This window comes from Helicobacter cetorum, from assembly GCF_900198405.1.
GTDB lineage: Bacteria > Campylobacterota > Campylobacteria > Campylobacterales > Helicobacteraceae > Helicobacter > Helicobacter cetorum_C.
In genome coordinates this window covers 65,747-88,723 of record NZ_FZMR01000015.1, presented here as the reverse complement: position 1 = coordinate 88,723, position 22,977 = coordinate 65,747, and the positions used below count along the sequence as shown (strand labels likewise).

The window sequence follows — 22,977 nt, the reverse complement described above, 5'->3', positions numbered from 1 at the left end:
TGCCGTAAGCTTGTATTTTTTAGTGAAGAGGAAAACTATCCTCTAAAAATTTATTTCATTTGTAAGGCAACTTCTTCAGCGAAATTTTCTACCTTTTTCTCAATGCCTTCGCCTAGCTCAAAACGCACATATTCAGTGATTTCTAAAGAATCGTTTAATTCTTTTGAATAGTCAGCGACCACTTGAGCGATAGTCTTTTTATCATCCATTACATAGAATTGTCCTAAAAGGGTTAGGCGTTGGTCAATGAGTGTGTTATCAGCGATAAATCTTTCCATTTTTCCCGGAACGATTTTATCCCAGATTTGCTCAGGTTTGCCTTGCTCTTTTAATTCATTTTCAAAGGCTTTCTTTTGATTAGCTAGAACTTCATCGCTTAATTCAATGCTACTACCAAAAGTAGGAATGTTTTTTAAAGGTTTGCCTAGGCGTTTAGCCTCTTCGTTTTCTTTTTCAATTTCAGCAATTAAAGCTAGAGTTTCTTTTTTGACAAAATCAAGGCTAAAGTCTTTGCAATCTAATACTTGGGGTTTCATCGCTGCTGCATGCATAGCGATATTTCTTGCCAGTTCAGCAACTTTTTTAGCGTTGTTCTCATTATTGTATTTCATGGTAATTAAGACACCCACTCTAGCGTTAGAATGTGCATAGCCATTGATAAGGTGTAAGTCGCCCGCTTTAAAATTAGCGATTTTTCTCACTAAGATATTTTCGCCTATAACAGCGATTTGAGAGCGTAAATATTCTTCAAAAGGCTTGTTGTCTAAAGTGCTTTGGTGTAGCTCTTCTGTAGTGTGGGTGTTGTGGGTTTTGATAGTCTCTAAAGTCTTTTTCACTAATTCTTTAAAGCCCTCATTTTTAGCCACAAAATCCGTTTCGCTATTGATTTCTACCATAACCGCACTTTTAAAATCGCTCGCTACTTCTAAAGCAACTACGCCCTCAGCAGCGACTCTATCAGCTTTCTTAGCGGCTTTGCTTAAGCCTTTTTCACGCAAGAAATCAATCGCTTTTTGTAAGTCCCCGTCCACTTCTACAAGAGCTTTCTTACAATCCATCATGCCTGCATCAGTTAAATCTCTTAGTTGCTTGACTAATTGTGCGTTAATCTCTGCCATTATTCACTCTCCTCTAATTGTTTGGCTTCTTCTTTGATTTCTGCAAGCATTTCTTCTTTTTCTTCGTTAGTTACAAACTCTATTTCTTCGTTATTGTCATCGGCATGGACAATCTCTTCTTGCATGAGCTCTCGCCCTTCTAAAATCGCTTCACTCATTTCCTTACAGAATAATCTAATAGAACGAATCGCATCATCATTTCCAGGAATGGGGTAATCTACTAAATCAGGGTCGCAATTTGTATCTAACGGAGCTACGATAGGGATATGGAGTTTTCTAGCTTCTGCAACAGCGATTTTCTCTTTAGCCACATCAATGATAAAAATCATGTCAGGGATTTTTTTCATATGACGCACACCACCAAGATACTTGTCTAATTTTTCTTTTTTTCTTAGAATCATTAGTTTTTCTTTTTTAGTCAACAAATCAATTTGACCGCTATTTTCCATTTCTTCAATGATTTCTAATTTCCTTACGGATTTTCTAATGGTGCTAAAATTTGTAAGCATTCCACCAAGCCAGCGGTAGTTTACATAAGGGACTTGAATGCTTTCAGCAAACTCTTTTAAAGTCTCATTCGCTTGTTTTTTAGTGCCTACAAACATAATGCTTTTGCCTTGTGCAGACGCATCACGCACGATATTGTAAGTGTATCTAAAATAACGCAAAGTCTTTTGCAAGTCAATAATATGGATATTTTTTCTAACACCAAAAATGAATTTTTTGGTTTTAGGATTCCAACGCCTTGTTTGGTGTCCAAAATGCACACCACATTCTAATAAATCTTTCATGGTTACCATGAATAACGCTCCTTAAAGTTGTTTTTGGTTCTATTCCTCCATGCTCATTCAATTCTTAAAAATCTTTTAAGAACACCTAAATAAGGATTAGCATGTGTGAATTTGACGCTGTTTCTTGTCCTTTCCTATTAAAAAAGCGACAAAACCCTATAATTGTAGCAAAAGATTAAAGACTTTTAGCTTAATCAAAAATGGCTTTTAGAGCTTTTAGATATAATAAGCAAGGCAAAAATAGATTTTAGGACAAGTTGCAATGGATACAAACAGACAATGCATGGCTTTAAAGGCTTCAGCAGGAAGTGGGAAGACTTTCGCTTTAAGCGTGCGGTTTTTAGCCTTGCTGTTTAAGGGGGCTAATCCTAGTGAGATTTTAACGCTCACTTTTACCAAAAAAGCCACCGCTGAAATGAAAGAGCGGATTTTAGGGTATTTGTTAGACTTACAAAAAGAAAGCCCTAAGAGTGAAGATGTCCTAAGAGAATTAGAAAAAAAATATGACTTAAACCCTAGTTTTGTGTTAGATAATGCCAAAAAGGTGTATCAACGCTTTTTGAATGCAGAAGTTAAAATCAGCACCATTGATGCGTTTTTTCAAAGCATTTTAAGAAAATTTTGCTGGTTTGTGGGGTTGAGTGCGAATTTTGAAGTCAATGAAAACACAGAGTTGTATCAAAAATGGCTTAATGAGAGCTTTTTGAATGTTTTAGATAGTAAGCAACTCAAGGAATTGAGCGTTTTTATCACTCAATGCTTGAGTTATGAGAGCTATAAAAGCGAGCAAGTTTTAGAGCAACTGCGCTTTTTAAAAAACAAGCAATATTTATTCGCCTTAAGCAAGCAAAAGCCTATTTTTGATGAAGAGCGTTTTCTAAAAAAACTAAGAGAATTGAAAAATAAAATTCAAAGCATAGAAATCGCATCAGATAGCGCTAAAAGGGCTATTAAATGTGAGAGTTTTAAGGGGTTTTTAAACAGCACTTTAACTTGGCTTCAAGATAAGAGCGAGTATAGGTTTTTTAAAAAATTTAAAGATAAAATCCCTACTTTAGACACAGAATGTGAAGAGATTAAAGAAGAATTAAAACGCTATTATGAAACCAGAGAATATGAGTTGTTTAAAACTTTTCCTAAATTCATTCAATCCTATGATGACGCCACAAAGAAAATTCAAGCCCTAGATTTTAGTGCGATTAAAGACAAGGTCTATGCTTTGTTAAATAGCTATGAAGAGATGCCAGCGGAGTTTTTTTATTTTAGATTAGATAGCAAAATCGCACACATATTGATTGATGAATTTCAAGATACGAGTTTGAGTGATTATGAGATTTTAGCCCCCTTTATTGAAGAAATTAAATCCGGAATAGGTCAAGCTAAATGGCATAGAAGTGTGTTTTTTGTGGGCGATGTGAAACAGAGCATTTATGGTTTTAGGGGGAGTTTTAGCTCATTGTTTGAAAGTGTTTCTAAGGATTTTTACCAAGACAATTTGGAGTTTAATTATCGTAGTTCGCCCCTAGTCATAGAATATGTGAATGAAATTTTCAAAAAAGCTTATCAAAACTTTCCTACCACTTATATCGCACAAAAATGCCCTAAAAATGTTAGAGAGAGTGTTACAGAGAATGCTACAAACGGCTATGTAAAAGTATCTTTAGTGGCCGATGAAAAAGAGTTGTTGTTGGAGCAAGTTTTACAAGAAGCTAAAAATCTTCTAAAAAATCATATTGAACCTAAAGATATTACGATTTTATGCGCTACTAATGACAACGCTTTAGAAATCAAGCACTATTTACAAGAGCATTTAAGCGAAATTTACCCAAGCACCGAATCAAGTGCTAAATTATCTCAATTTGTAGAATCTAAGATTATTAAGAACGCTTTAGAATACGCTCTAGCTAAAGAGCCCTACAAGCCTTTTTATAAGCATAGCGTTTTAAAGCTTGCTGGATACTTGCATAATGATGTGATAGCTTTGCCTAGTTTTGAGCCACAAAAAGAGAGTGTGGCAAGCTTTGTGTGGCGTGTGATGGAGCAATTTGGGCTTTATGGAGAGCCAGCACAGAGTTGCTTAGAATTAGCCATTGATTGTAAAGATTCTAGTGAATATTTAGAAAAATTAGAAGCTAAAGAAATCGCTTCTTTGAGCCCAAAAGGGACACAGATTATGACCATTCATAAATCTAAGGGCATGGAATTTCCTTATGTGATTTTATGCGAACGCTTGAATAAACCTAATTTAAGCAATACAGATAAATTTCTTGAAGAATATGATGAAACACAGCTTATACGCCTTTATTATAGAATGAAAAATCGTGAAATGGTGGATAAAGACTATGCTAGAGCTTTAGAAAAAGAGAAGTTTAATAAGAGCTGTGAAGAAATTAATGTATATTATGTAGCATTTACCAGAGCAAGGCTTGGGCTCATTGTCGTGGCTAAAAATGAAAAAGAGATGTGTAAAAAACTAGAGCTTACACCTTTAGAAGAAGGTCAAATCAAATCAGTTTCTTCTTCTAAAAAAGAACCCTTAATTGAAAGCATTTTAATTAAACCTAACGCTTATGGCAAGCAAGTCCAAGAGATAGAAGAAGAACAAGATAAAAACTATGAAAAGAATGATAACCAAGAAGCGATTAATTTTGGTATCGCCTTACACAAGGGCTTAGAATATCAATATGCTTATAACATTCCTAAAAAAAGCGTTTTAGAGTATTTAAACTATCATTATGGTTTTTATGCTTTAGATGAAGAGTTGCTTAAAGAACGCTTGGATTTATTCAAAGATAGTAATGATTTTCAAGCAATTCTTCAAAATTGTCAGTTAAAGGGCGAAGTGGCTTTCTTGTCTCAAGGAGTTATTTTTAGAATAGATGCTTTATTTTGGGATAATACGCAAAATTTTTATGTTTTAGATTATAAGAGTTCTAAAAATCATCAGCAAGGTCATGTTTGGCAAGTGCGTAATTATGCTAGGTTTATTCAAGCCCATGCGCCAAACTATAATGTGAAAGCTGGCATTGTTTATGCTAATAAGGAATTACTTGAGATATTATGGGTTTAGTTATAAAAAGGTTATTTGATGGATAAGAATAAAACAGAAAATAGATTGAGTGGTATTTTTAAAAACTTTATTAAGAGCGAGTCTTTTGGGGGGATTTTTCTCTTTTTAAACGCCGTTTTGGCAATGGTTGTAGCCAATTCGTTTTTAAAAGAGAGTTATTTTGCTCTATGGCACACACCTTTTGGGTTTCAAATAGGGGATTTTTTTATCGGTTTTAGTTTGCATGACTGGATTGATGATGTCTTAATGGCGTTATTCTTTTTAATGATAGGTTTAGAGATTAAAAGAGAGTTATTGTTTGGGGAGCTATCAGATTTTAAAAAGGCATCTTTTCCTGTCATTGCAGCTATTGGGGGCATGATAGCTCCGGGATTAATTTATTATACTTTGAATGCCAATACTTCTTCTCACCATGGCTTTGGAATCCCTATGGCAACAGACATTGCGTTTGCTTTAGGGGTGGTTATGCTTTTAGGCAAGAGGGTGCCTGTAGCTTTAAAGGTTTTTTTAATCACTTTAGCGGTAGCTGATGACTTAGGGGCCATTGTAGTGATTGCCGTATTTTATACCACTAATTTAAAACTCGTATGGCTTTTGGGGGCATTAGGGGTAATCCTAGTCTTAGCATTATTAAATCGCTTGAATACCCGCTCTTTAGTTCCTTATTTACTTTTAGGGGTATTGTTATGGTTCTTTGTGCATGCAAGCGGAATCCATGCTACGATTGCAGCAGTCATCTTGGCTTTTACAATTCCTGTGAGAAACCCTAGTCAATCTTTGGAACAAAAAAATAGCGTTAAAGAGCTTTCATCAACGATTGCTCTTTTTGAGCAACTCCAACAAGATAATCACCATAATGCCCCTTTAAATAAAGAGCAAGCTGATTTATTGCATACACTTAAAGAAAAAGCTTCAAAATTACAAAGTCCACTAGAAAGATTAGAGCATTTTTTAAGTCCTATTAGTGGCTATTTTATTATGCCCTTATTTGCGTTTGCCAACGCTGGGGTAAGCATTAATTCTAACATGAATTTAGAAGTGGATAAAGTGCTTTTGGGGGTTGTTTTAGGGCTTTGTTTGGGCAAGCCTTTAGGAATTTTTCTCATCACTTTTATGGGTGAAAAACTTAAAATCACCGCACGCCCTAAAGGTATAAGCTGGTGGCATATTTTAGGGGCTGGATTATTGGCTGGAATTGGTTTTACAATGTCTATGTTTATCTCTAACTTAGCTTTTACAAGCGAGCATAAAGACGCTATGGAAGTGGCAAAAATTGCGATTTTACTAGGCTCTTTGATTTCAGGGATTTTAGGGGCTTTATATCTATCTGTTTTAAGCAAAAACATTTCTAAAAGTCAATCATAGAAAGAAGTCTCTAAAATTTAAACTGAGGGAGTTAAAGGTTAAAAAAAGATACAAGATGTTATAATACAAAATTAATTTTCATCTTTTTTCATAAGGAAATTCATGGGACAAGCCAAAGAGATTTTGACTTCCATTTTGCCTTTAGTGGCACTCTTTTTTATTTTTTATTTTTTGATTATTCGCCCCCAACGCCAGCAACAAAAAAAGCACAAAGAAATGGTGGAGAGTTTGACTAAGGGCGATAAGATTGTAACCCAAGGCGGATTGATAGTTGAGGTGATTAAAGCTGAAGCAAATTTCTTTAGCGTGAAACTCAATGATGATACCATTGTAAAACTTTCTAAACATCATGTAGCGTTCAAATTTGAAGAAGAAATGACACAAATAACAACTAAATGAAACTTTTTAATACCCGTTTAATCGTTTTTGTTCTCGCACTTCTTTTTGGAGTAGGGTTTTCCTTGCCTTCCTTATTAGACACTAAGGGTCCTAAGATTACTTTAGGTTTGGATTTAAGGGGGGGCTTAAACATGCTTTTAGGGGTTCAAACCGATGTTGCCCTAAAAAATAAGTATCTAAGTCTAGCATCTGCCTTAGAATATAACGCTAAAAAGCAAAATATTTTGCTTAAAGGTGTGAAATCTAGTCTAGAAGGGATTAATTTTGAACTTTTAGATGAAGATGATGCTATAAAATTAGACAAGCTTTTATTAGAGTTGCAAGGTAATAGCAAGTTTGAAATCAAAAAAGAAGCGGAGTTTTATAGCGTTAAACTCACTCTTTTAGAGCAAGAAGAATTGCGTAAAAGCACTATTTTGCAAGTGATAGGGATTATTCGCAATCGTTTAGACCAGTTTGGTTTAGCAGAGCCTATGGTAATCCAACAAGGTAGAGAAGAAGTTTCGGTGCAATTACCCGGTATTAAGACCTTAGAAGAAGAACAGCGTGCTAGAGAATTGATTTCTAAATCAGCCCATTTACAGATGATGGCAGTAGATGAGGAGCATAATAAAGATGCAATGAATATGAAAGATTTAGAAGCCCAAAAATTAGGCGATGTGTTGCTATCTGATGTGGAAATGGGGGGTAAAATTTTATTAAAAGCGATTCCTATTTTAGATGGTGAAATGCTTACTGATGCTAAAGTGGTTTATGACCAAAATAACCAGCCAGTGGTGAGCTTTACCTTAGACGCACAAGGGGCTAAGATTTTTGGGGACTTTTCAGGGGCTAATGTAGGCAAACGCATGGCAATTGTTTTGGATAATAAGGTCTATTCAGCTCCTGTTATTAGAGAACGCATTGGAGGGGGGAGCGGACAGATTAGTGGGAACTTTAGCGTGGCTCAAGCAAGCGATTTGGCAATTGCTTTAAGAAGTGGGGCTATGAGTGCGCCCATTCAAGTTTTAGAAAAAAGAATCGTAGGCCCGAGTTTAGGAAAAGACAGCATTAGAACTTCTATTATCGCTCTAATTGGGGGCTTTATTTTAGTTATGGGCTTTATGGTGTTGTATTATTCAATGGCGGGTATGATTGCTTGTATGGCGTTAGTGGTTAATCTTTTTTTGATTGTGAGCGTAATGGCTATTTTTGGAGCGACCTTGACTTTACCCGGAATGGCAGGAATTGTTTTAACCGTAGGGATTGCTGTAGATGCAAATATTATTATCAATGAGCGCATTAGAGAAGTTTTAAGAGAAGGAGAAAATATAGCTAAGGCTATTCATTTAGGATATATTAACGCTAGTAGGGCGATTTTTGACTCTAATATCACTTCCTTAATCGCTTCGGTGTTACTATATGCTTATGGCACAGGAGCGATTAAGGGCTTTGCTCTTACAACAGGCATTGGGATTTTGGCATCTATTATCACCGCTATTGTAGGCACCCAAGGGATTTATCAAGCTCTTTTGCCTAGACTTTCTAAAACAAAAAGCCTTTATTTTTGGTTTGGAATAAAGAATAAGAGAGCTTAGGAGATTTAATGGAACTATTTAAGCAAACTAAAATCTTAAGCTTTATGCGTTATTCTAATTATGGGGTTATTCTTTCGGCTATTTTAGTGCTTATGGCATTAGGGCTTTTGTTTTTTAAAGGGTTTTCTTTAGGGATTGATTTTGCCGGAGGGAGTGTGGTGCAGGTGCGTTATGCTCAAAATGCCCCTATTAAAGAAGTGCGTGAACTTTTTGAAAAAGAAACTCGCTTTAAGGGTGTTCAAGTGAGTGAGTTTGGTTCTAAAGAAGAGATTCTAATCAAATTTCCTTTTATAGAAACAGCTGAAAACGAAGACTTAAACGCTATGGTGGCTAACATTCTAAAACCTAGTGGCGATTTTGAAATCCGTAAATTTGACACCGTGGGTCCTAGAGTGGGAAGTGAGCTGAAAGAAAAGGGAATCTTGTCGCTGATTTTAGCTTTGATAGCGATTATGGTTTATGTGAGTTTTCGCTATGAATGGCGTTTCGCACTTGCTAGTGTTGTAGCGTTGTTGCATGATGTTGTTATTGTAGCTAGTTCGGTGATACTATTTAAAATTGATATGAATTTAGAAGTGATTGCTGCTTTACTCACTTTGATTGGGTATTCTATCAACGATACGATTATTATCTTTGATAGGATTAGAGAAGAGATGTTAGCTAAAAAATCTAAAGATGCCACTCAAGCTATTGATGAAGCTATTTCTAGTACGCTCACTCGCACGCTTCTAACTTCTTTAACCGTGTTTTTTGTCGTGTTGATTTTATGCGTGTTTGGGAGCAAGATTATTATTGGCTTTTCATTACCGATGCTAATAGGCACGATTGTGGGGACTTATAGCTCTATGTTTATTGCACCTAAAGTGGCGTTGTTATTGGGCTTTGATATGGATAAATATTATGAGAATGAGACTAGAAAAGTCAAAAAAGCTCAAGAGAAAGAAAAAATGCGTCGTTTGTATGAAGGCGGTCAAGTTTAAGGAGTTTCTATGGATTGGGGTCGGGTTATTCATGTATTATTCAGTCTTATTTCTTTAACGACGATTGCAGGTTTTTTGTATGAGCCAAATATCGTTGTGTTATTTGTGGCATTAGCTTTAAATCTCATTTCTACCACGCTTAAAATTGGGGTATGCAAGCGTTTTGCTTCAGAGTTATTAGCTAGTTCTTTAGCAACCATATTGCATCTGATACCGGCATTTGTTTTTTTACAGATTTTAAATAATTTAGCGTTAGCTTACATGCTCATGATTGGGGCTTTGATTAGCAATGCTTTTTGCTTAGTGTTTTTATTGATAGAAAGTGTTGTAACAAGCGAAACAGATTAAGGGATAGTGATGGATTTTGTAAGTATAGAAAAGAAATGGCAAGAATTTTGGCAACAAAATGAGAGTTTTGAGCCTAAGGATAGTTTTAATCTCCCTAAAAAATACATTTTAAGCATGTTGCCTTATCCTAGTGGAGAAATCCATATGGGGCATGTGCGTAATTACACCATTGGCGATGCTTTGGCACGATATTATCGTTTGCATAACTACAATGTGTTACACCCTATGGGGTTTGATTCTTTTGGCATGCCTGCTGAAAATGCCGCCATTAAGCATGGCATTCATCCTAAAACTTGGACTTATCAAAATATTGAGAACATGCAAAAAGAGTTTGAAGCTCTAGGTTTTTCTTTTGCTAAAAGCAGGGAGTTAGCCACTTCAGATTCTGATTACACCAAATTTGAGCAACAATTTTTCATTGATTTATGGGAAAAAGGACTCATCTATCGCAAGAAAGCTATGCTCAATTGGTGTCCTAATGATAAAACCGTTTTGGCTAATGAGCAAGTTATAGATGGGAAGTGCTGGCGTTGTGATAGTGAAGTCATTCAAAAAGAACTCAATCAATATTATTTGAAAATTACGCATTATGCAGATGAATTGTTAAAAGATTTAGAGAGTTTAGAAAATCATTGGCCTTCTCAAGTCTTGCTTATGCAAAAAAATTGGATAGGAAAATCTAGCGGATTACAATTTAGCTTTAAAATCTCTGATGAGTGTTTAAAAACTTGTAATGAAATTAAAGAAATTGAAGTCTTTACCACAAGAGCAGATACCATTTATGGGGTTACTTATATAGCTATAGCTCCAGAACACCCTTTAGTAGAGCATGCCATTAAGCAAGTTGATGAAAAGACTTTAAAGACCATAAAAGCGATTTTAAACACTAATCAAAGAGAAAGAGCTTTAGAGAAAAAAGGGGCGTTTTTAGGCATTTATGCCATCCATCCTTTAACGAATGAGAAAATTCCTGTTTGGGTGGCTAATTTTGCTCTAGCCAATTATGGCTCTGGGGCGTTAATGGGTGTGCCAGCATGCGATGAAAGAGATTTTGAGTTTGCTAATCTCTATAATATTCCTATCAAAGTCATTACTCAAAATTCTCAAAATTTACCGCGCACTGAAGAAGAAGTTTTAAAAGATAGCGGAGTTTGGAGTAATCTTTCTAGCTCAGTGGCTAGAGAAGAAATTATTGACTATTTTGAAAAAGAAAATCTAGGCAAAAGAGTTACAAACTATCGCTTACAAGATTGGGGAGTGAGCCGCCAAAGGTATTGGGGAGCATCCATTCCTATGATTCATTGCAAGAATTGTGGGATTGTGCCTGAAACTCGTTTGCCTGTAACTTTACCTGAAGATATTGTTATTGATGGCGAAGGCAATCCTTTGGAAAAACATGCTACTTGGAAATTTGTTAAATGCCCTAAGTGTCAAAACGACGCTCTAAGAGAAACAGATACTATGGATACTTTTATTCAATCTAGCTGGTATTTTTTACGCTATACAACCCCAAAAGATAAGCGTGAAAACCAAGCTTTTGATAAGGATTATTTGAAGTATTTTATGCAAGTGGATACCTATATCGGTGGCATTGAGCATGCGATTTTGCACTTGTTATACGCTCGCTTTTTTACTAAGGCTCTAAGAGATTTAGGTTATGTAGATTTTAATGAACCTTTTAAGCAGCTTGTTACACAAGGCATGGTGTTAAAAGATGGGGCTAAGATGAGTAAGTCTAAGGGTAATGTAGTTAGCCCTAAAGAAATCCTTAAAAAATATGGTGCCGATGCGGCTAGACTCTTTATCCTTTTTGCTGCCCCACCGGCTAAAGAGTTAGAATGGAATGATAGTGCACTAGAAGGGGCATATCGTTTTATTAAACGCTTGTATGATAAAGCAAATACTATTAAGCCTATGACTTCTAAGCCTGAGTTTAAAGAAATTAGCTTGAATGAGAATGAAAAACTAGCTCGCAAGAAAGTCTATGAAGCCTTGAAAAAATCGTATGAATTGTTTAATAAAGAAGAAAGCACTTATGCGTTTAATACTTTGATTGCAAGTTGCATGGAAGCCTTAAACGCCTTAAATGCACAAACTAATGAGAAAGTTTTAAGCGAAGGGTATTTTGTATTATTACAAGTTTTAGAGCCTATTATCCCACACATTGCATGGGAATTAAGCGAGCAACTTTTTAAAAGAGAGAATTTTAAACCCATTGAGATAGATGGGAATGCTTTAATAGAAGATACGATAACTTTAGCATTAACTATCAATGGCAAAAGGCGTGCAGAATTAAAAGTAAATATTAATGCTAGCAAGGAAGAGATGGTTGATTTAGCTAAAAAAGAATTAGAGAAGTATTTAGAAAATGCTAGCATTAAAAAAGAAATTTATGTGCCTAACAAGCTTATCAATTTTGTTATCGCATGATTTTTAGGGTTTTATTTTTTTTTATTTTGTTGTTTGTATTAAAGGGCTGTGGGTATAAGCCCATTGCCACTTACGCTCAAAATGCTTTGGGCGATAGTGTGTATGTGAAGCTCATTGTGAATTTGCCTAACCCTGAAAACTCTGTGGAGTTTAAAGACTTGATGAATCGCTTGGTGGTGCAACGCTTTCAAAACCGCTTAGCAAGTGAAAAAGATGCGGATTCTATCATCATAATAGAAATCACTAATGTAACCGATACTAGTATCACACAAAATAAGGAAGGCTTTACAACCTTTTATCGTGCAACCGTGTCTGTAAACTACACTTACGACAATAAAAAAGGCACCAAAAAGACCTTTCAAGATAGTGGATACTACAATTATGCGGTGAATTTGCAAGACCCCCTTAACACCTACAATAACCGCTACTATGCTATCAATCAGGCTGTGGAGCAGACTTTAACCAAATTTGTAGCTCAAATCGCTTATGAGGGGAAGTTTAATCATGATAAATAGGTGCTTAGAAGATTTTTTAAAGAGAAAGGGCGAAGAATACCATAAATTTGACCCCAAGCTTTTCATTCAAATTTACAAAGAATTTAAAAACGCTTTTTTTGAGATTAAAGCAAAAGTAATTCATATTGTAGGCACTAATGGCAAGGGTAGCACGGGGAGATTTCTCACTCTCTTATTATTGCAACAACATTTTAAGGTGTTGCATTTCACATCGCCCCATATTTTTGATTTTAAAGAACGCTTTTATTTGAATGGCTCTATCATTGATGAAAAGACATTGGAAAATGCTCATCAAAAATTACAAGAACACGCTTTTAGTAACGCTTGCTCGTATTTTGAATACGCTACCTTACTAGCGGTAATGTTAGCCAAAGATTGTGATGTTTTAATCTTAGAAGCAGGGCTTGGGGGGGAATTTGACAGCACGAATGTTTTAAAAAAAACTCTGAGTATTTTTACACCTATTGATTATGACCATAAGGAATTTTTAGGGGATAGTTTAGAAAGTATCGCAACTACCAAACTCAATGCTATGAGTAGCCTTAATGTTATGGCTCCACAACTTGAGCTTGTTTTAAATGTGGCTCAAAAGATAGCTAAGGATAAACAAGCGCAACTCATTTTAGTTAAAAATGAAATCTCAAAAGAAGTGAGAGCTTATATTGAACGCTATCATTTAGCAAACTTTTTAGCTATCAATTTAGAAGTGGCTTTGAAAGCGTTTGAGATTTTAATGCCTTATCACTTAGATAAACAAGAAATTTTGCAAACTCTAAAGCCCTTAGATTTAATGGGGCGTTCTCAGCTTTTAAGGCTTAATATCTTAATTGATGTAGGGCATAACCCCCATAGTGCGAAAGCCTTAAAAGAAGAAATCAAGCGTGTTTTTAAGTCAAAAATTACTTTGATTTATAATTGCTATAAAGATAAAGACGCTTTTAAGGTGCTAGAGATTTTAAAACCCTTTATTAAAAAGGTTTTGATTTTGGAGTTATTTGAAGAAAGGGTTATAGAATTAGCAACTCTCAAAGGGATTTTAGAAAGCTTAGAGTTAGAATACGCTTTGTTTGAAAGCTTAAGAGAAGATGAAAATTATTTAGTGTATGGCTCATTTCTTGTAGTCAATTCTTTTTATCAACACTATAAGCAAAGGGGGGAAGTGTGCTGCAAAATAAATTGATGATTACTATTATTGATGAACAAGGCTCTAAGCAGCTTAATTTTTCTAAGAATTTAAAACGCAATCTCATCATTTCTATTGTTCTCATTCTATTGATTGTGGGGCTTGGTGTAGGTTTTTTAAGGTTTTTAATTGCTAAAATGGATATGATGACCGCAGAAAGAAACGCTGTTTTAAGGGATTTTAGAGATTTGTATCAAAAAAATTATGCCTTGAAAAAAGAGATTAAAAACAAGCGAGAAGAAATCTTTATTGTGGGGCAAAAGATTCGTGGGTTAGAATCCTTGATTGAAGTTAAAAGGGGGGCTAATGGGGGGGTGCATCTCTATGACAAAGTGGATTTAGAAAATCTTAGCTTAGCTCAAAAAAAATTAGCTCTCATGCTTATCCCTAATGGTATGCCCCTTAATACTTACAACACTGTCACGCCCACAAAAGAAAGAAACCATCCGATTAAAAGGATTAAAGGTGTTGAATCAGGGCTTGATTTTATTGTGCCATTAAACACTCCTATTTATGCAACAGCTGATGGGATTGTAGATTTTATTAAGACTAATTCTAATGTGGGCTATGGAAACTTGGTGCGTATTGAGCATGCTTTTGGCTTTAGCTCTATTTACGCACACCTAGACCATGTCAATGTGCGTTACAAGAGTTTCATTCAAAAAGGGCAATTGATTGGTTATAGTGGAAAGAGTGGTAATAGTGATGGCGAAAAATTGCATTATGAAGTGCGATTTTTGGGTAAAATTTTGAATGCAGAAAATTTTTTAGCATGGAATTTGGATAATTTTCAAAGTGCTCTAGAAGAAAATAAGTTTATTGAGTGGAAGAATTTATTTTGGGTTTTAGAAGATATTGTCCAGCTTCAAGAGCATGTAGATAGAGACGCATTAAAAGGTCAGTAGGGGTTTTTGTGTTTTTAGACAGACGCTTGATTGTAATGATTACAGACTCTAAGGGAAGTCGTTATATCAATGTGCATATACTATTTCGTCAAATTTGTTTGTATGTGCTTTTGAGTATTGTGGGCTCTTTGTTATTCTTAGGCACTTCGTTATTAGTCCTAGACAAAGAGATTAGAAATATTGATAAACAGCATGCCTTAATTACGGAAGAATTTGAGAAAAAAAAACAAACTAACGAAAAGCTTTCTTTAAAAATGGATGAATTTTTAGAAGATTTGCAGCTCTCGGGTGAGCGCATTAATGATTTAGAAGAAGTGGTGGGAGTGAGTAAGCCTGAAGAAAAAGAAGAAAGTAGTTTTTCTAGCCGTTTAAATGTAGCTGGAATTACCGGTTTGCAAAAAAGCTTTATCATGCGACTGATTCCTAATGATTATCCTTTAGAGTCTTATCGGCGTGTCTCAGCAGCCTTTAGCAAAAGAGTCCATCCTATTTTGCATGTATTGCATAATCATACCGGCCTTGATTTAAGCACCGCCATTAATACTCCTGTATATGCAAGTGCGAGTGGGGTGGCAGGGCTAGCGAATATGGGGTGGAATGGGGGTTATGGAAATTTAATTAAAATCTTTCATCCTTTTGGTTTTAAAACCTACTATGCCCATTTGAATAAAATTGTCATAAAAACAGGCGAGTTTGTCAAAAAAGGGCAGATTATTGGATATAGTGGTAACACAGGAATGAGCACAGGACCGCATTTGCATTATGAAGTGCGTTTCTTAAACCAGCCCATAAATCCCATGAATTTCACCAAATGGAACATGAAAGACTTTGAAGAAATCTTTAATAAAGAAAGGAGCATTAGATGGCAATCTTTGATAACAATAATAAATCGGTTAATGCAAAAACAGGACCAGCGACTATTATCGCTCAAGGCACTAAAATAAAGGGTGAGTTTCATCTCAATTGTCATTTGCATATAGATGGTGAGTTAGAGGGGAGTGTGCATTCTAAAAGCACGGTGGTTATCGGACAAACTGGCTCGGTAGTGGGTGAGATTTTTGCTAATAAGCTAGTGGTAAGCGGCAAGTTTAATGGTATGGTGGAAGCTGAAGTGGTAGAAATCATGCCTTTAGGACGCCTTGATGGTAAGGTTTCTAGTCAAGAGCTTGTGATTGAAAGAAAAGGGATTTTGATTGGAGAGAGTCGTCCTAAGGGTATTCAAGGGGGTAAATTGTTAATTAATGAGCAAGAAAAGAAAATTGAAAATAAATAGGAAATGATTCAATCTAGCCTTTATAGAGCCTTAAACAAAGGCTTTGATTATCAAATATTAGCTTGCAAGGATTTTAAGGAAGCAAAGCTTGCTAAGGAAGTTATAAGTTATTTTAAGCCAAGTATAAAAGCAGTTCTTTTTCCTGAATTTAGAGCCAAAAAAAATGATGATTTGCGTTCATTTTTTGAAGAATTTTTATCTCTTTTAGGAGCTTTGAGAGAGTTTTATCAAGCCTTAGAAAACAAACAAGAGGCTATGATTATCGCCCCTATTTCTGCTTTATTACACCCCTTACCCAAAAAAGAACTTTTAAAAAGTTTTAAAATCACTCTTTTAGAAAATTATAACCTTAAAGATTTAAAAGATAAGCTCTTTTATTATGGCTATGAAATTTTAGACTTGGTAGAAGTGGAGGGCGAAGCAAGCTTTAGGGGGGATATTGTAGATATTTATGTACCTAACTCTAAGGCGTATCGCTTGAGTTTTTTTGACACAGAGTGTGAGAGCATTAAGGAATTTGACCCCATTACTCAAATGAGCGTTAAAGAAGATTTATTAGAAATTGAAATTACTCCAACGCTTTTTAGTTTAGATGAAAAATCTTATAAGGTTTTACAAACAAAAGTAGAACAAAGCCAAATGAATGGCTTTTCTAAAGATTTAGCTAGTTTTGGTTTATGGTTTTTAGAAGAAAAGGCACAAGATTTATTGAGTGCTTATAAAAGCATCATAAGTCCTAAGGCTTTAGAAGAGATTAAAGAATTAGCGAGTTTAGAAGAATTAGATTTAAAGCGTTTTAAACCTTTAAAGGTTTTAGAAGCCTTGCAGGGCTATGAAGATTTAGAAGTCCATACAACAGCAACAGAAAGCTTTATTGCTCTTAATTCACACCATAAAATCACGCTTCTAGCCCCTAATAAAACGATTTTAGATAATACGCTAAGTGCAATTGAAACAGGTGCGATTGAGTGCGTAATCGCCCCATTTGTTTTAAACTTTAAAACCCCTAGCGAGATTTTTATTTCGCTTAATTCTTTTGAAAGGAAAAAAAAGCATAAAAAATCCAAGCTTGCCTTGAATGAATTGAATGTGGGCGAATGGGTGGTGCATGAAGATTATGGGGTAGGGGTATTTTCTAAATTAGTCCAACACAGCATTTTAGGAAGCACAAGAGATTTTTTAGAAATCGCCTATTTTGGAGAAGACAAACTACTCTTGCCGGTTGAAAACTTGCACGCAATTGCTCGCTATGTCGCACAAAGCGATAGTGTTCCTGTTATGGATAGGCTGGGTAAGGGGAGCTTTGCTAAATTAAAGTCTAAAGTAAGAAGTAAGCTTTTAGAAATCGCTAGTAAAATTATAGAATTAGCCGCTGAGCGTAATTTGGTGTTAGGCAAAAAGATGGACACTCATTTGGCGGAGCTAGAAATCTTTAAATCGCATTCAGGTTTTGAATATACAAGTGACCAAGAAAAAGCTATTGCTGAAATTTCAAAAGATTTAAGCTCTAATAAAGTGATGGATAGGTTACTCAGTGGCGATGTGGGTTTTGGAAAAACCGAAGTGGCTATGCATGCTATTTTTTGTGCGTTTTTAAATGGCTTTCAAAGTGCGTTAGTGGTGCCTACCACATTACTATCTCACCAGCATTTTGAAACCTTAAGAAGGCGTTTTGAAAATTTTGGCATCAAAGTGGCTCGTTTGGATAGGTATGTTAAAACAGGCGAGAAAAACAAGCTTTTAAAGGCTGTAGAATTAGGGCTAGTTGATGTTCTTATAGGCACGCATGCCATTTTAGGTGCGAAGTTTAAAAATTTGGGTCTAATGGTAGTAGATGAAGAGCATAAATTTGGAGTGAAACAAAAAGAAGCCTTAAAAGAGATGAGTAAAGATGTGCATTTTTTAAGCATGTCAGCTACACCCATTCCTCGCACTCTAAATATGGCACTCTCTCAAATTAAGGGCATTAGCTCTTTAAAAACCCCACCCATAGACAGACAGCCTAGCCGCACTTTCTTAAAGGAAAAAAGTCCTGAATTATTGAAAGAAATCATCCACAGAGAATTACGCCGTAACGGACAGATTTTTTATATCCATAACCACATTGCTAGCATTTTAAAAGTAAAAACTGAGATAGAAGATTTAATCCCTAAACTTAAGATTGCCATTTTGCATTCACAAATCAGTGCTAATGAGAGTGAAGAAATTATGCTAGAGTTTGCTAAGGGGAGCTATCACATGCTACTTTGCACTTCTATTGTAGAGTCAGGTATCCATTTACCTAATGCTAACACGATTATTATAGATAACGCACAGAATTTTGGACTAGCGGATTTACATCAATTAAGGGGGCGTGTGGGTAGGGGCAAAAAAGAAGGTTTTTGTTATTTTCTCATAGAAGACAAAAAGAGTCTTAATGAACAAGCCTTAAAACGCTTACTCGCCTTAGAAAAAAATTCGTATTTAGGCAGTGGGGAGAGTATCGCTTATCATGACCTAGAAATTAGGGGGGGTGGAAACTTGCTTGGGCAAGACCAAAGCGGGCATATTAAAAATATCGGATATTCGCTTTATACTCGTATGCTTGAAGATGCGATTTATGAACTCAGTGGTGGGAAGAAAAGACTTGAAAAAAGCGTAGAGATTCAATTAAGCGTGAGTGGGTTTATTAACCCTGAGTTAGTCGCAAGTGATAGCTTGAGATTAGATTTGTATCGGCGTTTGAGCTTGTGTGAAAATTTAGATGAAGTGGGACAAATCCATGAAGAAATAGAAGATAGATTTGGCAAAATAGATGATTTGAGCGAGCAATTTTTACAAATCATTATGCTTAAAATTTTGGCTAATAAGCTTGGCATTCTTAAGCTTTCTAATTTCAATCAAAACATCACCATTGTTTATAGCGATGAAAATAAAGAGAGCCTAAAAGCCCCAAGTAAAGATGATAACGACATTTTAGAAACACTCTTGAAGCATTTGCGTGCTAAATTTTCTTTAGAACCACACTAAAAGCGTTTATTTTAGGCTTAACTTTTCATTTTAAAAAGATTATTAAGAGAGTTTGTTGTAAAATAGTCGTTTGCTATGCCTTTATTCGTTAAAAGGTAATTAAGTCATTAAGGAGTTTTTAGTCATGGCAGATATTAAAAGGCGTGATTTTTTAGGAATGAGCCTTGCTAGTGTTACAGCCATAGGAGCAGTAGCTAGTCTAGTAGCGATGAAAAAGACTTGGGACCCACTTCCAAGCGTTGTTTCAGCAGGTTTTACGACTATAGATGTAGCTAGTATGCAAGAGGGGCAGTTTTCTACAATAGAGTGGCGTGGGAAACCGGTTTATATTCTCAAGCGTTCTAAAAAAGAGAGCTTTAATGAAAAGCGTGATTTTAAAATCGGCGATAGCGTTTTTACTACAGCCATTCAAATCTGCACGCATTTAGGTTGTATTCCTACCTATGAAAATGAAGAAAAAGGCTTTTTATGTCCATGCCATGGGGGGCGTTTCACTTCTAATGGCGTGAATATTGCCGGCACTCCCCCCCCACGCCCTTTTGATATTCCGCCTTTTAAAATTGAAGGCACTAAAATCACTTTTGGTGAGGCAGGAGCTGAGTATAAGAAAATGATGGGCAAAGCATAAGGAGAGAGCTAAATGGCAGAAATAAAAAAAGCAAAGAATTTAGGTGAATGGCTGGATATGCGTCTTGGCACTAATAAACTTCTTAAAGTGCTAATGACTGAATATTGGATTCCTAAGAATATCAATTTCTTATGGGCAATGGGGGTTATTTTACTAACCCTTTTTGGCACGCTTGTAGTTTCAGGGATTTTCCTACTTATGTATTATAAGCCTGATGCGAAAATGGCGTTTGATAGCGTGAATTTCACTATCATGCAAGAAGTGGCTTATGGCTGGCTTTGGAGACACATGCATGCTACGGCAGCGAGCATGATTTTTGTTATCATTTATATCCATATGTTTGTAGCGATTTATTATGGCTCTTATAAAAAGGGTCGTGAGATGATTTGGATTAGTGGGATGATTTTGTTTGTAGTCTTTAGTGCAGAAGCCTTTAGTGGGTATATGTTACCTTGGGGGCAGATGAGCTATTGGGCAGCCACTGTTATTACAAACCTATTTGGGGGCATTCCTTTCATTGGGGCTGATGTGGTTGAATGGATTAGGGGTAATTATGTTGTAGCTGATGCGACTTTAACACGCTTTTTTATGCTCCATGTGTTTTTGCTGCCTATTACAATCATTTTACTCATTGGGGTGCATTTTTACTCTTTAAGAATTCCGCATGTCAATAACCAAGAAGGCGAAGAAATTGACTTTGAACTAGAAGAGAAAAAATTCATTGAAGGCAAGAAAAAAGAATCTAAAGTCATTCCTTTTTGGCCGGTATTCTTGTCTAAGGATATTTTTGTGGTTTGTGCGTTCATGGTCTTTTTCTTTTATTTGGTGTGCTACCACTATGATTTTGCTATGGATCCTATCAACTTTGAAAGAGCTAATAGCCTTAAAACTCCCCCCCATATTTACCCTGAGTGGTATTTCTTGTGGAGCTATGAAGTCTTAAGGGGCTTTTTCTTCAATGCAGATCTAGGTCTAGCAGCCTTTGGTGTGGCACAAGTGATTTTCTTCTTGCTTCCTTTCTTAGACAGAAGTCAAGTAGTCGCCCCTGCACACAAACGCCCCGCCTTTATGGTGTGGTTTTGGTTATTGATTATTGATATGATTGTTTTAACTATCTATGGCAAATTGCCACCACTTGGAGCAAGCAAATACATCGGCCTAGCTGGTTCAGTAACTTTCCTAGCCCTTTTCTTTGTGGTGCTACCTATTATTACGATAGCTGAGAGAAAGAAACAAGGGGGTGTTAGATGAGAGAGTTTAAAATTTTAGTTTTGCTTATTGTTGTTATAGGGGTGATTTATTATGGGGTTGAGCCTTATGCACACTCTGTAATGCATCCTAAAGTTGCTCCAGCAGACTTTGCTTTCAAGGACTTAGAGCCTATTGATTTAAAAAATGGCGATGTTAATAAAGGTAAGCAACTTGTAGCAGAGAATTGCACCGCTTGCCATGGCATTAAGTCTCAAAATATTCCAGCTCCTATTAGTGAGAGTAGCTCTTTTGGGGTTGTGCCACCGGATTTAAGCCATATTGCTGGGGTTCTAGATTTAAACTTCTTAGCCCACTTTATCAAAGACCCTGTGAAAGCAGCGAAGTTGAGCCATAAATTCAATGATGAGAAGCCCTATCCTATGCCGGCATTTAGTCAATTTAGCGATAAAGATTTGAGTGATATTGTGGCGTATCTTGTTTCTATCTTGCCTGAAAAGTTGAGTGATAAGGAAGTGTTTGCTCAAAGCTGTCAAAGATGCCATAGCCTAGATTACGCTAAAGACAAAGCTTTCAGTAACGCTAAAGACTTGCGGCACTATTTAGGCTCTGAAGTGCCTGATTTATCCATGATGATTAGGGCTAAGGGCGAGCATGGGTTAAATATTTTCATCAATGACCCACAAAAACTCTTGCATGGCACAGCCATGCCTAGAGTGGGATTGAATGAAAAGGCTCAAAAACAAGTCATTTCTTATTTGGAAAAAGCAGGCGATAGCAAAAAGCATGAGAGGAATACTTTGGGCATTAAGATTATGATTTTCTTTGCTGTGCTAGCTTTCTTAGCTTATGCTTGGAAGAGAAAAGTTTGGAGTGAGGTGCATTAAGGCTTTAAGGGAGGGGGTTTATTTTTTAATTATTCTTTTTGCTTTTGTGTTACAATCAAGCTTTATAAAAAATCTATTGTTAAGTTTTATAGGGAATTAATAATGTTAGAAAAAACTGATTTACGCTTTAGTAGCACCTCCAATCTAGAAATCCACTATAGTCAATACATTCCAAAAAATCCTATCGGCGTGGTGGTGCAAATCGCTCATGGCATGATGGAGCATAAAGAGCGTTATGCTTGGCTATGCGAAGAATTATGTTCTAGGGGTTATGATGTGTTTATTAATGACCATAGAGGGCATGGCAAGAGCATTAATAAAAGCGATATTTTTTTGGGCGAAATGGGTAAGAATGGTTTTGAGCAAGCGGTAAGTGATTTAGAAGAGTTTAGTCGTATTATCAAAAAAGAATTTCCTAATCACAAGCATGTTTTATTGGGGCATAGCATGGGTTCATTACTCTCTAGGCGTTTAACTCAAAGGGGATTTAAGCCGGATGCTTTAATTTTAACCGGAACGCCCTCACCTATTTTAATGATACAAGTTGGTATTGTAGTGGTTGGCTTAGCCAAATTATTAAAAATTGACTATCCATGGGATATGGGCAAGATTTTTTCTAGCCGCTCTAGAGTCAAGCGTTTTGGTGGGGGGTTAAAGGGGAGCTGGCTTTGTAAAAACGAGCGAGTTGTTGAAGCATATATGAATGATTCGTTGTGCCGTTTTAACTTCACGAGCAATAGTTTTTATAATCTATTGGTGGGGACTAGGCGGTGTTTTTCTCGCTTTGAGAAAGTGCCTAAGGATTTGAAAGTGTTGCTTGTGAGTGGGGCTGATGATGTGGCAGGAGAATTTTCTAAAGGCGTGATTAAAGCTATGGAACGCTTACAAAAACAAGGGGTTTCTAATGTGTCTGCAAAGCTTTTTGGTGGTTTAAGGCATGAGATTTTTAACGAACATAGCAGAGAAGAAGTGCTTGCAGAAATGCTTGATTGGTTAGAAAGGGCATTAAAAGACAAAATGAACCCTTAAGAACCCCTTAGAATTTCTAAGTTTTTAGTTCAAGAGTGAACTTTTAAGCAAATTGAGTGCTTAATTTGATTGAATAATGTTAAGATAAAATTTATAGATATATTTTATTAAAGTAATTTAATGGGTCTTAATTGTTTTGTTAAGTCTTTCAAAAACGATAAGCATACGAGATAATCAAAGCTGTTGTTTTTGATTGTCTTCTTTAGGGGGTTGCTGTTCTTGTTTCTTTTCGATTACTAAGAAATATACAATCACTCCCCA

At 36.0% G+C, this 22,977-nt stretch carries 19 protein-coding genes; 17 read left to right on the top strand and 2 right to left on the bottom strand.

Features of this window, described 5'->3' with window-relative positions:
• Positions 1 to 50: 50 nt before the first annotated feature.
• Together tsf and rpsB are read right to left on the bottom strand one after the other, a co-directional pair.
• Positions 51 to 1,118 carry a translation elongation factor Ts gene (tsf, locus tag C6H25_RS05025; RefSeq protein ID WP_104748367.1) on the bottom strand — a complete coding sequence of 356 codons (1,068 nt, stop codon included), beginning with the start codon at positions 1,116 to 1,118 and terminating at the stop codon, positions 51 to 53.
• Positions 1,118 to 1,918, bottom strand: coding sequence for a 30S ribosomal protein S2 (gene rpsB / locus C6H25_RS05020; RefSeq protein WP_104748366.1), 801 nt, complete (start codon positions 1,916 to 1,918; stop codon positions 1,118 to 1,120). The genes tsf and rpsB overlap by 1 nt, the downstream gene beginning before the upstream one ends.
• A gap of 253 nt (positions 1,919 to 2,171) precedes the next feature.
• Between rpsB and C6H25_RS05015 the strand changes: the two genes are divergently transcribed.
• The 17 genes from C6H25_RS05015 to C6H25_RS04935 all read left to right on the top strand — a co-directional run bounded on the left by C6H25_RS05015 (position 2,172) and on the right by C6H25_RS04935 (position 22,716).
• Positions 2,172 to 4,979: a RecB-like helicase gene (locus tag C6H25_RS05015; protein WP_104748365.1), complete on the top strand. Its 2,808-nt coding sequence runs from the start codon at positions 2,172 to 2,174 to the stop codon at positions 4,977 to 4,979.
• Between the two features lie 18 nt (positions 4,980 to 4,997).
• Positions 4,998 to 6,344: a sodium/proton antiporter NhaA gene (gene nhaA, locus C6H25_RS05010; protein ID WP_104748364.1), complete on the top strand. Its 1,347-nt coding sequence runs from the start codon at positions 4,998 to 5,000 to the stop codon at positions 6,342 to 6,344.
• A 102-nt stretch (positions 6,345 to 6,446) separates the two neighbouring features.
• A complete protein-coding gene (gene yajC / locus C6H25_RS05005) occupies positions 6,447 to 6,743 on the top strand; it encodes a preprotein translocase subunit YajC (RefSeq protein WP_104748363.1) in 297 nt (98 codons plus the stop codon).
• Positions 6,740 to 8,320 (top strand): protein translocase subunit SecD, encoded by a 1,581-nt coding sequence (gene secD / locus C6H25_RS05000; protein ID WP_104748362.1) that lies wholly within the window; start codon positions 6,740 to 6,742, stop codon positions 8,318 to 8,320. The genes yajC and secD overlap by 4 nt, the downstream gene beginning before the upstream one ends.
• A gap of 8 nt (positions 8,321 to 8,328) precedes the next feature.
• Entirely contained in the window at positions 8,329 to 9,300 is a 972-nt protein-coding gene (gene secF, locus C6H25_RS04995; RefSeq protein WP_104748361.1) for a protein translocase subunit SecF, read from the top strand.
• A 9-nt stretch (positions 9,301 to 9,309) separates the two neighbouring features.
• The gene (locus C6H25_RS04990; protein WP_104748360.1) at positions 9,310 to 9,648 is read left to right on the top strand and encodes a DUF6394 family protein; all 339 of its coding nucleotides are present in this window, start codon (positions 9,310 to 9,312) and stop codon (positions 9,646 to 9,648) included.
• A gap of 9 nt (positions 9,649 to 9,657) precedes the next feature.
• Positions 9,658 to 12,078 carry a leucine--tRNA ligase gene (gene leuS / locus C6H25_RS04985; RefSeq protein WP_104748359.1) on the top strand — a complete coding sequence of 807 codons (2,421 nt, stop codon included), beginning with the start codon at positions 9,658 to 9,660 and terminating at the stop codon, positions 12,076 to 12,078.
• Entirely contained in the window at positions 12,075 to 12,593 is a 519-nt protein-coding gene (gene lptE, locus C6H25_RS04980; protein ID WP_104748358.1) for an LPS assembly lipoprotein LptE, read from the top strand. Before leuS ends, lptE begins: the two co-directional genes overlap by 4 nt.
• Complete coding sequence (locus C6H25_RS04975; protein ID WP_233707332.1) at positions 12,583 to 13,773, top strand: Mur ligase family protein; 1,191 nt, start codon at positions 12,583 to 12,585, stop codon at positions 13,771 to 13,773. The genes lptE and C6H25_RS04975 overlap by 11 nt, the downstream gene beginning before the upstream one ends.
• The gene (locus C6H25_RS04970; RefSeq protein WP_104748356.1) at positions 13,755 to 14,681 is read left to right on the top strand and encodes a M23 family metallopeptidase; all 927 of its coding nucleotides are present in this window, start codon (positions 13,755 to 13,757) and stop codon (positions 14,679 to 14,681) included. Before C6H25_RS04975 ends, C6H25_RS04970 begins: the two co-directional genes overlap by 19 nt.
• Positions 14,682 to 14,689: 8 nt before the next feature.
• Positions 14,690 to 15,625 carry a M23 family metallopeptidase gene (locus C6H25_RS04965; protein WP_104748355.1) on the top strand — a complete coding sequence of 312 codons (936 nt, stop codon included), beginning with the start codon at positions 14,690 to 14,692 and terminating at the stop codon, positions 15,623 to 15,625.
• The gene (locus C6H25_RS04960; RefSeq protein WP_104748354.1) at positions 15,544 to 15,954 is read left to right on the top strand and encodes a bactofilin family protein; all 411 of its coding nucleotides are present in this window, start codon (positions 15,544 to 15,546) and stop codon (positions 15,952 to 15,954) included. The genes C6H25_RS04965 and C6H25_RS04960 overlap by 82 nt, the downstream gene beginning before the upstream one ends.
• Positions 15,955 to 15,957: 3 nt before the next feature.
• Positions 15,958 to 18,963 carry a transcription-repair coupling factor gene (gene mfd, locus C6H25_RS04955; protein WP_104748353.1) on the top strand — a complete coding sequence of 1,002 codons (3,006 nt, stop codon included), beginning with the start codon at positions 15,958 to 15,960 and terminating at the stop codon, positions 18,961 to 18,963.
• 124 nt (positions 18,964 to 19,087) lie between these two features.
• Positions 19,088 to 19,591, top strand: coding sequence for a ubiquinol-cytochrome c reductase iron-sulfur subunit (gene petA / locus C6H25_RS04950; protein ID WP_104748352.1), 504 nt, complete (start codon positions 19,088 to 19,090; stop codon positions 19,589 to 19,591).
• Between the two features lie 12 nt (positions 19,592 to 19,603).
• Positions 19,604 to 20,842 (top strand): cytochrome b, encoded by a 1,239-nt coding sequence (locus C6H25_RS04945; RefSeq protein WP_104748351.1) that lies wholly within the window; start codon positions 19,604 to 19,606, stop codon positions 20,840 to 20,842.
• Positions 20,839 to 21,687, top strand: coding sequence for a cytochrome c1 (locus C6H25_RS04940; RefSeq protein WP_104748350.1), 849 nt, complete (start codon positions 20,839 to 20,841; stop codon positions 21,685 to 21,687). The genes C6H25_RS04945 and C6H25_RS04940 overlap by 4 nt, the downstream gene beginning before the upstream one ends.
• 102 nt (positions 21,688 to 21,789) lie before the next feature.
• A complete protein-coding gene (locus tag C6H25_RS04935; protein WP_104748349.1) occupies positions 21,790 to 22,716 on the top strand; it encodes an alpha/beta fold hydrolase in 927 nt (308 codons plus the stop codon).
• The last annotated feature ends 261 nt before the right edge of the window (positions 22,717 to 22,977 follow it).

What these genes read in the sequence shown, in the direction of transcription:
- C6H25_RS04975 (WP_233707332.1), top strand. Translation starts at nt 12,583, where the DNA reads ATGATAAATAGGTGCTTAGAAGATTTTTTAAAGAGAAAGGGCGAAGAA.
- yajC (WP_104748363.1), top strand. Translation starts at nt 6,447, where the DNA reads ATGGGACAAGCCAAAGAGATTTTGACTTCCATTTTGCCTTTAGTGGCA.
- C6H25_RS04935 (WP_104748349.1), top strand. Translation starts at nt 21,790, where the DNA reads ATGTTAGAAAAAACTGATTTACGCTTTAGTAGCACCTCCAATCTAGAA.
- nhaA (WP_104748364.1), top strand. Translation starts at nt 4,998, where the DNA reads ATGGATAAGAATAAAACAGAAAATAGATTGAGTGGTATTTTTAAAAAC.
- C6H25_RS04945 (WP_104748351.1), top strand. Translation starts at nt 19,604, where the DNA reads ATGGCAGAAATAAAAAAAGCAAAGAATTTAGGTGAATGGCTGGATATG.
- petA (WP_104748352.1), top strand. Translation starts at nt 19,088, where the DNA reads ATGGCAGATATTAAAAGGCGTGATTTTTTAGGAATGAGCCTTGCTAGT.
- rpsB (WP_104748366.1), bottom strand. Translation starts at nt 1,918, where the DNA reads ATGGTAACCATGAAAGATTTATTAGAATGTGGTGTGCATTTTGGACAC.
- C6H25_RS04960 (WP_104748354.1), top strand. Translation starts at nt 15,544, where the DNA reads ATGGCAATCTTTGATAACAATAATAAATCGGTTAATGCAAAAACAGGA.
- secF (WP_104748361.1), top strand. Translation starts at nt 8,329, where the DNA reads ATGGAACTATTTAAGCAAACTAAAATCTTAAGCTTTATGCGTTATTCT.
- mfd (WP_104748353.1), top strand. Translation starts at nt 15,958, where the DNA reads ATGATTCAATCTAGCCTTTATAGAGCCTTAAACAAAGGCTTTGATTAT.
- C6H25_RS04940 (WP_104748350.1), top strand. Translation starts at nt 20,839, where the DNA reads ATGAGAGAGTTTAAAATTTTAGTTTTGCTTATTGTTGTTATAGGGGTG.
- leuS (WP_104748359.1), top strand. Translation starts at nt 9,658, where the DNA reads ATGGATTTTGTAAGTATAGAAAAGAAATGGCAAGAATTTTGGCAACAA.
- tsf (WP_104748367.1), bottom strand. Translation starts at nt 1,118, where the DNA reads ATGGCAGAGATTAACGCACAATTAGTCAAGCAACTAAGAGATTTAACT.
- C6H25_RS05015 (WP_104748365.1), top strand. Translation starts at nt 2,172, where the DNA reads ATGGATACAAACAGACAATGCATGGCTTTAAAGGCTTCAGCAGGAAGT.
- lptE (WP_104748358.1), top strand. Translation starts at nt 12,075, where the DNA reads ATGATTTTTAGGGTTTTATTTTTTTTTATTTTGTTGTTTGTATTAAAG.
- C6H25_RS04990 (WP_104748360.1), top strand. Translation starts at nt 9,310, where the DNA reads ATGGATTGGGGTCGGGTTATTCATGTATTATTCAGTCTTATTTCTTTA.
- secD (WP_104748362.1), top strand. Translation starts at nt 6,740, where the DNA reads ATGAAACTTTTTAATACCCGTTTAATCGTTTTTGTTCTCGCACTTCTT.